The 13,437-nt window shown below is 61.9% G+C and carries 17 protein-coding genes; 7 read left to right on the top strand and 10 right to left on the bottom strand.

Annotated features, from left to right (window positions below):
- Positions 1-2: 2 nt before the first annotated feature.
- Both EN862_RS01535 and EN862_RS01530 read right to left on the bottom strand, forming a co-directional pair.
- Entirely contained in the window at positions 3-1,025 is a 1,023-nt protein-coding gene (locus EN862_RS01535) for a xanthine dehydrogenase family protein subunit M (RefSeq protein WP_127864138.1), read from the bottom strand.
- Between the two features lies 1 nt (position 1,026).
- The gene (locus EN862_RS01530; RefSeq protein ID WP_127864137.1) at positions 1,027-1,647 is read right to left on the bottom strand and encodes a (2Fe-2S)-binding protein; all 621 of its coding nucleotides are present in this window, start codon (positions 1,645-1,647) and stop codon (positions 1,027-1,029) included.
- Positions 1,648-1,851: 204 nt separating this feature from the next.
- Between EN862_RS01530 and EN862_RS01525 the strand changes: the two genes are divergently transcribed.
- The 3 genes from EN862_RS01525 to EN862_RS01515 are packed head-to-tail and all read left to right on the top strand — an operon-like array spanning position 1,852 to position 3,777.
- Positions 1,852-2,295 (top strand): PPC domain-containing DNA-binding protein, encoded by a 444-nt coding sequence (locus EN862_RS01525; RefSeq protein ID WP_127864806.1) that lies wholly within the window; start codon positions 1,852-1,854, stop codon positions 2,293-2,295.
- Between the two features lie 46 nt (positions 2,296-2,341).
- Complete coding sequence (locus EN862_RS01520; RefSeq protein WP_127864136.1) at positions 2,342-2,773, top strand: GFA family protein; 432 nt, start codon at positions 2,342-2,344, stop codon at positions 2,771-2,773.
- Entirely contained in the window at positions 2,767-3,777 is a 1,011-nt protein-coding gene (locus EN862_RS01515) for an ATP-dependent DNA ligase (RefSeq protein ID WP_127864135.1), read from the top strand. Before EN862_RS01520 ends, EN862_RS01515 begins: the two co-directional genes overlap by 7 nt.
- 28 nt (positions 3,778-3,805) lie before the next feature.
- Here EN862_RS01515 and EN862_RS01510 read toward each other — a convergent pair whose 3' ends face one another.
- Complete coding sequence (locus tag EN862_RS01510) at positions 3,806-5,017, bottom strand: FAD-binding oxidoreductase (protein ID WP_127864134.1); 1,212 nt, start codon at positions 5,015-5,017, stop codon at positions 3,806-3,808.
- A 135-nt stretch (positions 5,018-5,152) separates the two neighbouring features.
- Here EN862_RS01510 and EN862_RS01505 point away from each other — a divergent pair, with 135 nt between their 5' ends.
- The gene (locus EN862_RS01505) at positions 5,153-5,434 is read left to right on the top strand and encodes a hypothetical protein (protein WP_127864133.1); all 282 of its coding nucleotides are present in this window, start codon (positions 5,153-5,155) and stop codon (positions 5,432-5,434) included.
- Positions 5,435-5,437: 3 nt separating this feature from the next.
- Here EN862_RS01505 and EN862_RS01500 read toward each other — a convergent pair whose 3' ends face one another.
- The 3 genes from EN862_RS01500 to EN862_RS36015 all read right to left on the bottom strand — a co-directional run bounded on the left by EN862_RS01500 (position 5,438) and on the right by EN862_RS36015 (position 7,263).
- A complete protein-coding gene (locus EN862_RS01500; protein WP_127864132.1) occupies positions 5,438-6,184 on the bottom strand; it encodes a metallophosphoesterase in 747 nt (248 codons plus the stop codon).
- Complete coding sequence (locus tag EN862_RS01495) at positions 6,177-6,983, bottom strand: nucleotidyltransferase (RefSeq protein ID WP_127864131.1); 807 nt, start codon at positions 6,981-6,983, stop codon at positions 6,177-6,179. Before EN862_RS01495 ends, EN862_RS01500 begins: the two co-directional genes overlap by 8 nt.
- A 118-nt stretch (positions 6,984-7,101) precedes the next feature.
- Entirely contained in the window at positions 7,102-7,263 is a 162-nt protein-coding gene (locus EN862_RS36015) for a hypothetical protein (protein ID WP_189400996.1), read from the bottom strand.
- A gap of 281 nt (positions 7,264-7,544) precedes the next feature.
- Here EN862_RS36015 and EN862_RS01490 point away from each other — a divergent pair, with 281 nt between their 5' ends.
- On the top strand, positions 7,545-7,943 hold the full coding sequence (locus tag EN862_RS01490) for a gamma-glutamylcyclotransferase family protein (protein WP_245519468.1): 399 nt from the start codon (positions 7,545-7,547) through the stop codon (positions 7,941-7,943).
- Positions 7,944-8,174: 231 nt separating this feature from the next.
- Here EN862_RS01490 and EN862_RS01485 read toward each other — a convergent pair whose 3' ends face one another.
- Both EN862_RS01485 and EN862_RS01480 read right to left on the bottom strand, forming a co-directional pair.
- Positions 8,175-8,441: a hypothetical protein gene (locus EN862_RS01485; protein ID WP_127877176.1), complete on the bottom strand. Its 267-nt coding sequence runs from the start codon at positions 8,439-8,441 to the stop codon at positions 8,175-8,177.
- A gap of 546 nt (positions 8,442-8,987) precedes the next feature.
- Positions 8,988-9,377 carry a response regulator gene (locus tag EN862_RS01480; RefSeq protein ID WP_189400999.1) on the bottom strand — a complete coding sequence of 130 codons (390 nt, stop codon included), beginning with the start codon at positions 9,375-9,377 and terminating at the stop codon, positions 8,988-8,990.
- Positions 9,378-9,486: 109 nt separating this feature from the next.
- On the opposite strand from EN862_RS01480, the gene EN862_RS01475 reads away from it, so the two are divergent.
- Entirely contained in the window at positions 9,487-10,230 is a 744-nt protein-coding gene (locus EN862_RS01475; RefSeq protein ID WP_127864128.1) for a Crp/Fnr family transcriptional regulator, read from the top strand.
- Entirely contained in the window at positions 10,230-11,318 is a 1,089-nt protein-coding gene (locus tag EN862_RS01470) for an HWE histidine kinase domain-containing protein (RefSeq protein ID WP_127864127.1), read from the top strand. Before EN862_RS01475 ends, EN862_RS01470 begins: the two co-directional genes overlap by 1 nt.
- A gap of 178 nt (positions 11,319-11,496) precedes the next feature.
- On the opposite strand, the gene EN862_RS01465 is transcribed toward EN862_RS01470, so the two are convergent.
- Together EN862_RS01465 and EN862_RS01460 are read right to left on the bottom strand one after the other, a co-directional pair.
- Positions 11,497-12,438, bottom strand: coding sequence for a hypothetical protein (locus EN862_RS01465; protein ID WP_127864126.1), 942 nt, complete (start codon positions 12,436-12,438; stop codon positions 11,497-11,499).
- A gap of 399 nt (positions 12,439-12,837) precedes the next feature.
- Positions 12,838-13,434, bottom strand: a complete 597-nt coding sequence (locus EN862_RS01460; protein ID WP_245519467.1) for an isochorismatase family cysteine hydrolase — start codon at positions 13,432-13,434, stop codon at positions 12,838-12,840.
- Positions 13,435-13,437 lie beyond the last annotated feature (3 nt).

Raw genomic sequence — 13,437 nt, 5'->3', positions numbered from 1 at the left:
GGTCACGCCTTCATGTCTCGGGTTTCAAGCAGTGCCCGCACCAGCGTTCGTTTTCCAAGCTCGATCTTGAATGCGTTGTGCTGGCGCGGTTGGGCTTGGGCGAAGGCGGCGTCGGCCGCTGCTTCTGCCGATGTCTCGTCGAGCTTCTTGCCTTGCAGGCTTTGTTCGGCCGCGCCGGCACGCCAGGGCACGGTCGCCACACCGCCGAGCGCAATGCGTGCTTCGCGCACAGTCTCGCCGTCCAGGTCGAGCGCGACGGCCGCCGAAGCCAGCGCGAAGGCATAGGATTCACGGTCACGGATTTTCAGGTAAAGCGAGCGCCGGGCCCACGGAACGGCGGGCACTGCGATAGCAGTGATGATCTCGTCGGCGGCGAGATCAGTCTCGATATGTGGCGTGTCGCCGGGCTGCCGATGCAGTTTGGCGAACGGTATGCTGCGCGCCCCGCGCGATCCCTCGGCATGGACCACGGCATCGAGTGCGATCAACGCCTGGGCAAAGTCGCCATGGTAGGTGGCGATGCACGCATCGCTGCCCCCCAGAACCGCATGCTGCCGGTTGAAGCCTTCCATCGCCGCGCAGCCGGACCCAGGCACACGCTTGTTGCATTGCCAGGACGTCTCGCGAAAATATTCGCAGCGCGTGCGTTGCAGGATGTTTCCGGCAAGGCTTGCCATGTTGCGGATCTGGCCGCTCGCGGCCAGCCGCAAGCTGTCGGCAATGACCGGGTAGCGGCGCTTCACTTCGGCGTGGTCGGCAGCCTCGCCCATACGCACCAGGGCGCCGAAGCGGATGCCGTCATCGGTTACCCGGATTTGCCTCAGTCCAGACTCCTTGAGCCGGTTGAGATCAAGCAGGCGGTTGGGTTCCGCCACGCCGAGTTTCATGTAGTCGGCAAGGTTGGTACCCCCCGCGATGAACTGCGCATTCGCTCGCGTGGGTTGATCGTCGTTGGTCGTGAACCGGGACGCGATCGCGACCGCCGCGGAGATGTCGGCAGGCTGTTCATAGACGAACGGACGCATGTCAGGCTCCCTTCGTCTCGTCGCGCGCCTGCAGGATGGCGGCGACGATGTTGGGATAGGCGGCGCAGCGGCAGATATTGCCGCTCATATATTCGCGGATGTCATTCTCGGATTCGGCGTGACCTTCATTGACGCAACCTATCGCCGACAGGATCTGGCCCGGCGTGCAATAGCCGCACTGGAAGGCATCGTGGTCGATGAAGGCCTGCTGCATCGGATGCAGCTTGCCGTCGCTGGAGGCGAGCCCTTCGACCGTCGTGATGTCCTTGCCTTCGTTCATCACGGCGAAGCTCAGGCAAGACAGCACCCGCTTGCCGTCGACCAGCACCGTGCAGGCGCCGCACTGGCCGTGGTCGCAGCCCTTTTTGGTGCCGGTAAGGCCGGCGTGGTCGCGGAGGGCGTCGAGCAGGCTGGTTCGGGTGTCGAGCGAAAGTTCATACGGCTGCTCGTTGATCCTGAGCGACGTTACGACCGGCTGCCTCAGTTTCGGCTCAGCTGCGACCGGCGTCGCGGCCTCGGCCCGTGAAGCCAGCAATGGCGCAGCCGCGGCCGCCGAGACCGTGCCTGCCATGAACTTTCTTCGGCTGAGACCATTGGTGGACAGGGCTGAGGGCTGTGACATGGCTCTCTCCTGGCTGGCTGGTTTCGTGCGCTAACCTCTCAACAGAGCCAATGTTCCAAATTGCCAGCCAAAGACTTCGCCATTTCACCGAAGCGTGACTTCGCTATCCTGAAACGGATCGATCTCCCGGTTCCGCCGCAGGTTGGAACATGCGTCCCGCCCGTGAGTTTTGCGCAGGAACCGCTGCTGCATGCGAAGGGCATCATGAAATCGAAGCTGGTCACTGAAACCCCGGGACAAAGAATATTCGTGGTCGTGCTCGATCCGGGCGAGGAAGCCTTCACGTCCCTCACCGCTTTCGCGGGGCAGAAGGGGATTACCGGCGCCTCACTGACGGCAATCGGCGCTTTCGAAAGAGCAACGGTCGGCTGGTTCGATTTCGGCTCGAAATCCTACCGCAAGCTACCGGTCGACGAGCAGTGTGAGGTGCTGAGCGCCATCGGCGACATCGCCGTCGACGACAGCGGCAAGCCAAGTCTGCATCTGCATGCGGTGCTGGGCCTGAGCGACGGATCCACCCGCGGCGGGCACCTGCTGGAAGGCGTGGTGAAGCCGACACTCGAGGTCACCGTGACAGAATCGCCCGTTCATCTGCGGCGCACGAAACGACCGGGCCTCGGCATCGCCCTGATCGATCTCGACGCGTGAAATCTGCGCTGCTGAAACCGCATCTTCGATCAAGCGTTCAAGCTTGATGGACGAACCGGACGTCGATACGCGAAACGAAGCTGTCGAGCGATATGGCGGATGCCTGTGCGGCAATATCCGTTATCGCCTGACGAGCGAGCCGCGCGTGCATTACTGCCATTGCGATATGTGCCGGCGCGCAACGGGGAGCGCCTTCGCCGTGCTTGGCTGGGCGCCTGTCGCCAGCCTCTCATGGCTGACGATGGAACCAGCCTGTCGCCGCTCCTCGCCGATTGCGCGGAGAAGCTTCTGCCAGTCTTGCGGCACGCCGCTTACCCTTGCCTATGACGCCAACCCATACGAGGTCGCGATGCATATCGGGACCTTTGACGATCCGTCCGGGCTTGAGCCGCGACACAATTACGGTTCCTCGCAGCGGCTCGGGTGGGTTTGCTGCGGCATTGACCTGCCGCACCATGACACGGAAGAACGATGGTAGCGGCTCACCGGAGCGACTTCCCGTTGCCGTTGGAAACGCCGCCGATGGAAGCGCGAACGGCGGAAGCGTTACCGGAGGGAAATGGTTCCTGGCAATACGAGCCGAAATGGGATGGCTTCCGCTGCCTTGCCTTCAAGAACGGCAAGGCTGTCGATCTCAGGGCGAAATCCGGAAAGCCGCTTGGCCGCTACTTTCCCGAACTGATAACAACGATGCAAAGCCTCGACGCCAAGAACTTCGTCGTTGACGGCGAGATCGTCATCGAGGTCGACGGCCGCGCTTCCTTCGACGCGCTGCAGATGCGGCTGCACCCCGCGGAAAGCCGTATCCGCAAGCTGAGCATCGAGACGCCGGCGCGGCTGACACTGTTCGACATGCTGGTCGCCCCGGAAGGCAAGATCATACTCGAACGACCCCTGCGGGCCCGGCGCGAGGCTTTGGAGGCCTTTCTGTCCAAGGCGGCCAATCCCGACCTCCAGCTGTCGCCATCGACCACCAATGTCGCCACCGCCAGGCAATGGCTGCAAGGCGCCGGCGGTTCGACCGATGGTGTCGTCGCCAAGATGCTCGACGAGCCATATCGGCCGGGCGAGCGCGCGATGGTCAAGGTCAAGCGGCTGCGCACCGCCGACTGCGTGGTCGGTGGCTTCCGCTATCTGAACGGCAAACGGCAGGTCGGATCGCTTCTGCTCGGCCTTTACAACGACAATGGGCAGCTCGATCATGTCGGCTTCACATCGACCATCGCCAATGAAGACCGCGCGGCGCTCACGGTGAAGCTCGAGGCCTTGCGCGGAGGGCCGGGCTTCACCGGCAAGGCGCCGGGCGGTCCGAGCCGCTGGAGCACAGAGCGCAGCGGTGAATGGGAGCCGGTGAAGCCGGACCTGGTCGTCGAGGTTCGTTTCGACCATGTCACCGGTGAGCGCTTCCGGCATGGCACAAGGTTGCTGCGCTGGCGGCCGGACAAGGCGCCGCGGCAGTGCACGTTCGAGCAGATCGCGTAGCCTAATCTATCGAAGATAGCATGGATGATCATCTCTTGAACGCGAAGAGGCTTGCATCCGCATCCTCCTTGCCGGCGATGGAGGCCGAGATGATCTCGGACGCGATCTGTGAAAACGTGATTCCGTTTCCGCCGTAGCCCATCACCGCCTGAACGCGCGGGTGGCCGGGCACGCTGCCGATGATCGGGAGTCCGGTGTCGGTGGCTCCGAACGAGCCGGTCCAGGCGAATTCCGCAGCCGTGTCGAGTCGCGGGAAGATCTTTCCGAGTTTCGCCTCAAGGCGGTCCGTCTTTTGCGCGATCAGAGCGTCGCGCCGTTTCTCGTCGGTGAACTCCTCGTCTTCGCCGCCGCAGATCACGCGACCATCGGATGTCGCCCTGAGATAGAGATAAGGGTCCGAAGCTTCCCAGATCAGGGCGGCGAGCGGCCAGATCTTCTCCGGCTGCGGCCGGGTGGCAATCGCCCATGTCGAGATGATGCGATGGCGTATCTTCGGCACGATATCGAGCAGCTCGTAGCCGGTCGCAAGGACAAGATGGCGAGCATGGATCCTCGGACCCTGGCGCGTCGCCACCGTCACGCCGAGGCGGGTATCTTCGATCGCCGTCGCTTCCGCCGGCGCATAGAACCGCGCTTTGCCTAGCAGCGCCCTCATCAGCAGTCCGGACGTCAATTTGCGTGGATCGAGCGCCAGATTGCCATGGCTCAGAATCGCTGCGGCGCGCTCTATCCCGAAATCTTCTCTCAGCTTCTTGCGTGGCAGGAAGGACGCTCCGATGCCCGCCTCACGACGCGCTTCAGCCTCGCGGCGCAGCTCCGATGCGTGGAGCCGATCGCCGGCCAGATAAAGCGACGGCGTCTCCGCCGATCGGCAGCGGATATCGAGTTCCGCGATGCGCCCGCGCAGGTTGAGCAGCGACAGCCGCGAGCGCCGCCAGGCCTGTCGGGAGGCATCGCCCCCGATCATCCTGGACAGCCTAATGAGCGGCTGATCGATCTCGAACTGGACGAGCGCCGTCGTCGCGGCCGTCGACCCTTTCAGCGGCGCGCGCCTGTCGATGCAAATCACGCAATGGCCGTCGCGTGTCAAAGCTTCGGCCATCATCGCGCCGCTGATGCCCATGCCGACGATCAGGACATCGGTCTTTGCATCCCGGGTCAGGCGTTCCACCGGCACCGCGGGCGAGCGATAGGCAGACCAGACAGGTTTGCCGCTTCTGAGATCGAGCTGGCGAGGCATGAAAGTTCCCGGTTCGGCACGATAAGTCACAAGGCGCAGTGCTGTTCCCGGGCCGACCATCCGTGATTGGATATGAAGCGGAACAACTGTTTCGGCGAGAGGTTCTTCACTTGAAGCTCAGAAATGGAGAACGTCATGGACCCGCGCGACAAACAGCGGCCTGCAAAGACCGACGAAACCGAAGCGCCGACCATCGAGCAGCAGGACTGGGACGCTCTGGAGGGAGGCAGAATCCTGCCTGACAGCGTCGCGGTGAACGGTGATCCGCAGGACGATGCCGAAGCGGAAGGCGACCTTCCGGAAGAGGATGACGACAACCCCTTCCAGGACAGCGATGAAGCCTTGCCCGATGACGAAGAAGAACGCGTCCTGTCGAAGGACCCTTCCAAGGAAGGCAGCCGGTTCGACGAGGTCTAACGTTCAGATTTCGAGCAGCGCGTAGGGCCGGCCCGTCGGCTTCGTGATGTGCATGGCGACGTTGTAGACTTTGGCGCCGCCGGGGGTCAGGCCTTCGAAAGTGCCGCGATGGGCATGGCCGTGCACGACCGCGCTCACCTTGAACCGGTCGATCGTTTCGGCAAGCCGCGACGATCCGAGGAACGGAAAGATTTCCGGCGGCTCGCCGGCGACCGTCTCCGCGATCGGCGCATAGTGAAGCACCACCAGCGTGCGCTTGGCGCGGACCTGCCGCATGGCATTCTCGAGCCGCATCGCCTCGTTGACGCTCTCGGCCACCATGGCCTTGATCGCCGGCTCGCCGAAAGAGCCAAGCATCCTCGAGCCGAAGCCGCCGACAAAACCCTTGACGCCGACAAAGCCGACTTCCATCAGCTCCGTCGCTTGCCCATCGAGGAGATAGACGCCTGCCTGACGGAGCGTCGCCGCGACCTGGTCGACGCACCCGGATTCGTAATCGTGATTGCCGAGCACCGCTACCACGGGAATGGAGCAGGCGCGCAAATCCTCCGCGAGGAGTTCGGCCTCCTTCGGCCTGCCGAGATTGGTGAGATCGCCGGTGAGCACCAGGACGTCTGCTTCTCGGGAAACCTCGCCGAACAGGTCACGGTAGGACGTCTGCGCATCTTCCTGAACATGCAGATCGCCCATCGCGGCGATCTTGACCTTGCCGTTGCCGCTCGCGCGGCCTGTTCTGCTTTGTTCAGCCATCGCGGAATTCTCCAACGCCGCCGACGCCGGCGAAGCCCCATTCCTTGACGTCGATCTCGTAGTCGACCTGCGACAAAAGCCGGCCGCGGCAGATCTTCATCCGCGGCGAAGGCAATCGCCGCTGCCTGGCGAGGCGGTCGAGCAGATCGTCAAGCAACCAGTCGGGGATGTGGTCGCGTTCGCTGGGATAGATCCATCTGAAATTCAGCAACTGCATCAAGAGCACCTCCCAGTGGGTGTCGAGATAGGACAGCAATCTTTGCCAGTCGATCTGCTCATGCGCCTTGAGGATGGTATGGGCGATGTCGGCGCCGTCATGCCGGCCCCTGTCCTGGATGAAGCATTTCGACCAGATAAGCTCGGTCGGACCGATGATCCTGACCCGGCTGCCCAGCAGCTCGATCTGGCGGGCATGCTCCAGCCATCGGTCGTCGACCTGCATGGTCCCATTGGCGGAAGCAAAGATCACGTCGAAGAAATGCGGGCCCTCGAAGACCTTGCCCAGCCAGCGGTCGTCCTCGATCTCGACGGCGTAGCCGATATCCTTGAAATGGGCGAGGATGCGTGGGCAATCGCCGGGCTTGCAGAAGATGTCGAGGTCCTTGGTCTGGCGCACGACGCCCGTATAGGCACTTACCGCATAGGTGCCGGCAACCAGAAAAGGAATGTCGGTGGCGGCGAGCTCGCGGATCGCATGCGTGTAGAATGCCTCCGCCTCCGCACTCTTCAGCGTCGGCTCCGCCTTTGCATCGATCACCGGCAGCGTCGCCAGCACTCCCGGCAACTCGTCGTTGGCCATCAACCGTTTGCTCCGGCTTTTGATCCTCATTCACATGTTTCGATAAACAGCGGTAATCCGGCGTTGTTCCGCGCTCTACGTCACGCTTTTTGTGACGAGCTTCGCCAGGACAGAGGCGCTAGTCGCCTTCCTCCCGGTACAGGCGTTCGACCGCCCGGTCGCTCTCGCGCCGTTCCGCCGGTCCGCGGCGACGGCGGGTGAGAAGAACGTAGACAATCACGAGCAAGAGAATGAGCGGACCGCCCGCGACGACGATGAACCACAAGACGGTGCCTGACATTGATCTTCCTTCCCGGATCGAAGGCTGTGCTTCCGCAAGCAGTGTCGCCGGTGGTGCTCTAACCGGTGAAAGGGTCAAATGTTCCGCTGTCGGAACGGCGTTACCTCGGGGGGTGTCGGCGGCTAGGGCCGGATCGGCAGGCCATATCGACCAAGCTCGGAACCCTGACGCCATGTTCTGCGGCGCTGGAACATAGTGGTGGCGCAAGGGTTGGAGATCAAAGCAAGATCAAGGCCGAGTCCACCGTCAAAACCCGTCCGTTGAGAACGTCGAGTCGATCATTGGCTGAGAACGTGTTCGTGTTCGGCACTTTGAAAAGAGGCTTTCCGCTCCACGATGAAGGCTTATCGAGCGCGCAATTCATCGGCCCGCGCCGGACCAAACAGCGATATCCGATGCTGATTGCAGGGCCGCGCTTCGCTCCAATGATGTTCAATGAGCCCGGAAGCGGCCTTCATGTCAGCGGCGAGCTTTATGCCCTGGATGAACGCGCTCTGGCGAAGCTCGATAGCATTGAGTCCGTTGGCAAGCCGGGGAACTTTCGCATTCTGGTCGAGGTCGAACCTCTCGCGGGCGGGCCAGGCACGCTGGCATTTGCCTACATGAAATCTCGCAGCCTTGCTGATCCGATCCACTCCGGATTGCTCGATCGCTATGAGGATCGGCGTTTCACTCTGTAGGATCCTGCCGGCCGCATAGCAAAGCCCGGCCTGCGATTTCGTCCGAGACACAGGAGTGCAGGCCGGGCCTAGCCTAAGTGAGGGGACAAAGGCCAACCTATGTTGCACAAGGATGGCGCCGCTACCTTAACATGGGTTGCTGATGGCAGCGGCAATTGCGCGCTCCTGTTTTGGGCGAAATGGTCAGCGGAGCGATCGTGTGCTCAGAACGCAGCAAGACAGCTATCACGGCTAATGGTTTTCTGTTTGCCCGCTGGCCGGGTGCTGCAACGCTTGCTTGACGGCTTCAATCAACGCCGGTGGGCAGGGTTCGCCTTCGTACAGATCTTCGTAAAGCGACCGGACTATGTCCTCTATCGGCACGGACGGATCGGACTGCAAGAGCTCGCGCGCAACAGCCTTGATGTCGGAAAAGTCATAGCCATTGGGAGCGGTTACCATTTCGGCTCTTCTTATCGCTTGGCTGAGCGCCTCGCGGGCGACCCAGGCGCCATTCAAGCGGGTCCGCCGGGCGACGCTCAAGATATCTGCGCCCGGCGCAGGTCCCCGACAATAACGCAGGTTAAAGCGACTCTTTCCAGGCTCGGATAAATTTCGGCCCTGGCTTACAAGGTGGTAGCAACCAAAGAGAGCCGGAGGGCCCGCCTAACTCTACCCCCAGGCGAGGCGGGCCCTTTCTTGCGATCGGGTCCTGACCGCTCCGAAGCTCAAAAAAATTTCCACCTGTTTTCATGGGTTAATGCGTGGCCGCGAGGCGGGGCGCAATTGTCGGCTGCGAAGCCAACAAAAGCGCGGCTAAGGGAGGTTGCGGCGTGATCAAATATCATCCTGTGCGGCTCAACGAACTCATCGACCATTATATGGAAACGCGTTCCCCTCACCGATCGCCGGTGTCTGTGGCCGCGGCGACCAGAGCAATCCTGACAGTGATGCCGGACTGCTTAGTCGAGAGGCCGCAGTTGAGCAACATGATCGCGCGATCGGCCGTCAGGCATGGCCACGCCGTAAGCTTCGATTTGATGGCTTAGTCCGGTACCAAACCCATCATCGACCGCCAAGGATCGGCAGTGACTTGCGCGTCAACTCCAGAAGGTGGCGCGCCAGTTCCGTTGCGTCGCAAGGTTTTTCGAAACTGCGGATCTCGGCAAAGCGTGGCGGAATGGCGGCGGCGTCGTAGCCGGTGGCGAACACAAATGGAAGCCGCCTGGCCAATAGCGCGTCGGCCACGGCAAAGTCGATGGCGCCAGCCAGATCAAGATCAAGTATGGCGGCGTCGACGTGATCCAGGTCTAGGGAATGCAAGGCCTGATCGCTGGTCGCGAAGGGACCGATGACCGTCAGACCAAGCCCCGAGACGGCTTTTGTGATATCCTCAGCCAGAAAATACTCGTCTTCCATGATCAGAACACGAGCGCCGGCGACTTTCTCATCCATGGCAAGCCTCCCGAAGGCAGCCATTTGATACGTCTTACGCAGTCCGACATTAACATAGGTAAGGTCGCTTCCGCATCATTGTGTGTATCACGGGGTCAAGAGGACTGGGATGAGGCGACCTCTGATCCGCAAGCTTGAGAAATTCACGCGGCTTTCGCGGGCCGACAAGGAGATGCTGGTCAGAATTGCGGCGCAACGTGTCCGACGCTTCGCCGCGCGAGAAGACATCATCCACGAAGGCGAAAAGCCTGAATTCATCAATCTGATCAACGAGGGCTGGGCCTGCCGCTACAAGACCCTCGAAGACGGGCGGCGGCAGATCATTGCTTTCTTCCTCCCCGGCGATCTGTGCGATCTCAACGTCTTCATCCTCAAGGAAATGGATCATTCGATCGGTGCGATCACGCCGGTCTCGGTCTCGGAGATTTCGCGCGCTGCCTTCGACGAGATGATGATCGGACATCCGCGCATCACTCAGGCGCTGTGGTGGGAATCGCTGGTCGCGGCGGCGATCCAGCGCGAATGGACGGTCAATCTCGGCCAGCGCGATGCGCTTGAGCGGATGGCGCATCTGCTGTGCGAACTGTTCATCCGGCTGGACGCCGCCGGCTGCACAAGCGACAGCAGTTGCGAATTCCCGTTGACGCAGACGGAACTGGGCGAGACGCTGGGCATGTCGACGGTTCACGTCAATCGCACGCTGCAGGAATTGCGTGCCTCGAACCTGATCGTGCTGAAGGACAGGACGCTGACCATTCCAAATCTTCAGGCCCTGCAGGATGTCGCGCTGTTCAATCCCAACTATCTGCATCTCGATCGCGAAGGCAGGCATCTCGATGCCAACGAGGAGTGATGTCCAAGGGCCCGCCCAACAAGCCGCTTGAACCCGGTCCGGCAGATGTCAAAGCAGCACTGCGCGGGCATCCGCGTGCCGAGGACCGCCGGAGCGAAAGCGGAGAGATCCTGCGCGGTTTCGCGGATGCCACTTCCGACGTGCTCTGGGTCCGCAATGCAGACACGCTGCAGTGGGAATACCTGGCGCCCGCCTTCGACGCCATCTACGGGATGAGCCGCCAAAAGGCCTTGGCCGGCGACAACTTCGCCACCTGGATCGACCTTATCGTGCCCGAGGATCGCGAGCATGTGCTCAGCCAGATCGAGTGCATACGCGACGGCGAACGCGCAACCTTCGAATACCGAATATGCCGGCCGGCCGACAACGAGATACGCTGGCTGCGCGATTCCGGCTTTCCGATCTGCGATGAGGCGGGAAAGCTCGCTCATATCGGTGGCGTCGGCCAGGACATCACGCACCACAAGCAAGCCGAGGAACAGCAGCAGGCTCGCTTCGCCGGATTGCAGCATCATATGCGCAACACGCTGGCCGTGATCCGCTCGATCGTGCGGCGTACGATGGAGAAAAGCGAATCCCTTGACGAAGCCGCGGCTCACCTGGAAGGTCGCATCAACGCTTTCGCCCGCGTGCAGGCGGCGATCACACGCCATCCGTCGATCGAGATCAACCTTGCATCGATAGTCGCCGACGAATTGCGCGCCGCCGGGGGCCGCGAGGGCGACAACCTGACGATCGAGGGCCCGCCGCTGACGCTCGCCCCCAGGGCCGCCGAGACGATGGGCCTAGCCATCCACGAATTGGCAACGAACGCATTGAAATACGGAGCGCTTGCAAGCTCGAGCCGGACTGGCCGCATCGACATCGAATGGCGTTTGGAGGAAGACCTGCTCCGCTTCGTGTGGGCTGAGAGCGGTGTTGACGATCTAAGACAGACCGAACGGCGCGGCTTCGGATTCGAGGTGCTTGAGCGGACCTTACCTTACGAGCTCGGAGCGACGGTGGACTTGCGGTTCGCTCCGAGCGGTCTCAATTTCAAGGCTGCCGTCCCGCTTCGGGCCCTTAGAGCAATTTCAGGAAAAGTGTGAGCGGCTTCCGCTGGAAATTGCGTCAAAAGACAGAGATAGAGTGGGTTCGCCGGTTCCGTGAAGCGGCGGACCACTCTAAAGCGGGTCGCAACCTGTCAGATTCGCCCCATGCGCTTAGGTTTTTTGATTTACGCATGTCTTTATCCCGAAACCGGTTCTCTCTTTCGGGAGACATGCTTTAGCCGACGGCGGTCGTAACCGGCCGGGAGTTGCTCCGCAAATAGCCCGCCTCGTCCTCGTCTCTTTGGCGGCCCCCAAGCACTCCGGCGACTGCAGCAATGAACGCACCGATCACCAGCGACAGCGCGCCAACCAGTGCAGCGGTAGCGCTCGCCTTGCGAGCTTTGTCGGCGGCGGCCTTGGCTTTGTTCTTGGCATCCTCGACCTGCGCCAGAACCTGGTCGACCCGCTTCTGCGCCTCAGCCTGAGGGAGGCCAGTGCGGGATGCGACGAGTTGGGCTAGATACGCCTTGTCTTCCGGGCTCATTTCGCCGTTCGCAGCGCTGATTGTCAGTATGCGTGCTGCCTGCGCTGCGGGGTCCGCGTTGTTCTGGGGCGTTGCCGCCGCTGTAGGCGCGGCCGTGTTGCCGGCCGGCCGGAAGAGTGCGTCCACGAAATAGCCGGCGAGATCGTTAGCGGACGGAGTTTGCGCCGAAGAAGCCTGCGAAGCCGCACCGGCGGCCGCGCCGCTCAGCAAACCAGTCGTCGCCTGGACGCCCGTCCCCGCGATTCCGGAGACCGCCGAGCCGAGGACCGTGGCCACGAGCAGCGTAGCCAGGGCCCAGGCCAGGAATCCATGCGCGGTGTCGCGGAAATACACCTCGTCGGTGTGCACGTTGACCCACTTCGTGCGAAGCCGCCCGGCGACGTAGCCGCCCAACGCAGATGACAGCCATTGCACGACGACCAGCCAGACCGCGGTCGACACCGCAAATGTCGTCAGGGTAGGGCTACCCCATGGCGACATCATCGCCAAACCGAGTCCGGAACCGACAAGCATGAGGATGACGGTCAAAGTGGCCGCCGCAAAAGCGCCGGCCACGATTGGTCCCCAATTGACGGCGGAGGATGATGTCTCAATCGTTGCGGGTTCGTCCATTGTCGAATAGGCGTCGGTCATCGTCGGCTCCTAACGTGCGAAAAGCATCAAAAGGATGATGATCGGAATTGGAACGCCAAGCAGCCAGAGCAGAATACCTCGTCCCATTTCGTCCTCCTGCAAGTAATGTTCGAATGCTTGTACCTAATTCCCGGATCTCGCTTTCGTTCCGCCTGAACTACGTCTTTCAATCAGCTGTTAAACTCAGGGCCTGACGCGAACGCCATCACGGCTCGCAAATCTTGGACCGACGGAAGGCTCGCCCGCAAAAGGGGGTGAACGGGCGAGCCTTTCGATAGGACGCCTGACGCCCAAGGCGGCGCATTCGGGACGAGGAACGCACCGGCGCCGACCGAACTAAGAAAATAGCGAGATGTTCCGAACGAAAGCAGTGCGCTGGTCGGGGGCGCCGCCTCTCCGCTATCGCCAGCACTCGAGGATGGCATCAACCGGCGCGACCTCGACATGGTGGGAGTACCGCTTGGTGAAGAGCTTCAGGATGTTTTCGTAGGCCTCATCGGATGCGCTGCAGATGGCGTCCTCCGCGAGGATCGTTCGATAGCCCAGATCGATGGAGCCAAGCAGGGTCGCCAAAACGCACATATCGGCCTCACCGCCGCTGACGATGACCTCCTCGACGCCTTCGGACTGAAGCACGCCAGCCAGTTCGCCGCTCAGCCACGGCGAATAGATCGGCTTGTCGAACACGCGCGCCGGCGGAACATGGACGGCAAGCTCGGGCAGAAGTTCGACCATCTCCTTGCCCGCCCTTGCAATCGTCATGTCCGCCCAGTGCTCATAGTATTGTCTCCATCGGCCATGACCCTCGCCGGGATTCCGCGCGGGGATGAACCTGGTGAAGATCGTGGCTTCGGGTCGCTTGCGGACCAGCCTCTGAACTTGTGGCAGGATCACGGGCAGCCATTCGACAGCCCAAGGCATGGGCGGCATGAACATCTGCTGCATGTCCACGCAAATGTGGACGGCTTTCGCCGAGATCGGTGAGAGTGCGGTCAAGGC

Origin of the sequence: Mesorhizobium sp. M2E.F.Ca.ET.219.01.1.1 (assembly GCF_004016445.2) — a bacterium.
Taxonomy (GTDB): domain Bacteria; phylum Pseudomonadota; class Alphaproteobacteria; order Rhizobiales; family Rhizobiaceae; genus Mesorhizobium.
This window is presented reverse-complemented; position numbering and strand designations above follow the sequence as displayed.

Bases quoted from the DNA above. Each gene is read 5' to 3' on its own strand.
- EN862_RS01495 (WP_127864131.1), bottom strand. From the start codon at position 6,983: ATGGCCAACGACGAGTTGCCGGGAGTGCTGGCGACGCTGCCGGTGATC.
- EN862_RS01480 (WP_189400999.1), bottom strand. From the start codon at position 9,377: ATGGATGAGAAAGTCGCCGGCGCTCGTGTTCTGATCATGGAAGACGAG.
- EN862_RS01475 (WP_127864128.1), top strand. From the start codon at position 9,487: ATGAGGCGACCTCTGATCCGCAAGCTTGAGAAATTCACGCGGCTTTCG.
- EN862_RS01515 (WP_127864135.1), top strand. From the start codon at position 2,767: ATGGTAGCGGCTCACCGGAGCGACTTCCCGTTGCCGTTGGAAACGCCG.
- EN862_RS01465 (WP_127864126.1), bottom strand. From the start codon at position 12,438: ATGACCGACGCCTATTCGACAATGGACGAACCCGCAACGATTGAGACA.
- EN862_RS01500 (WP_127864132.1), bottom strand. From the start codon at position 6,184: ATGGCTGAACAAAGCAGAACAGGCCGCGCGAGCGGCAACGGCAAGGTC.
- EN862_RS01530 (WP_127864137.1), bottom strand. From the start codon at position 1,647: ATGTCACAGCCCTCAGCCCTGTCCACCAATGGTCTCAGCCGAAGAAAG.
- EN862_RS01470 (WP_127864127.1), top strand. From the start codon at position 10,230: ATGTCCAAGGGCCCGCCCAACAAGCCGCTTGAACCCGGTCCGGCAGAT.
- EN862_RS36015 (WP_189400996.1), bottom strand. From the start codon at position 7,263: ATGTCAGGCACCGTCTTGTGGTTCATCGTCGTCGCGGGCGGTCCGCTC.
- EN862_RS01505 (WP_127864133.1), top strand. From the start codon at position 5,153: ATGGACCCGCGCGACAAACAGCGGCCTGCAAAGACCGACGAAACCGAA.
- EN862_RS01535 (WP_127864138.1), bottom strand. From the start codon at position 1,025: ATGCGTCCGTTCGTCTATGAACAGCCTGCCGACATCTCCGCGGCGGTC.
- EN862_RS01510 (WP_127864134.1), bottom strand. From the start codon at position 5,017: ATGCCTCGCCAGCTCGATCTCAGAAGCGGCAAACCTGTCTGGTCTGCC.
- EN862_RS01525 (WP_127864806.1), top strand. From the start codon at position 1,852: ATGAAATCGAAGCTGGTCACTGAAACCCCGGGACAAAGAATATTCGTG.
- EN862_RS01520 (WP_127864136.1), top strand. From the start codon at position 2,342: ATGGACGAACCGGACGTCGATACGCGAAACGAAGCTGTCGAGCGATAT.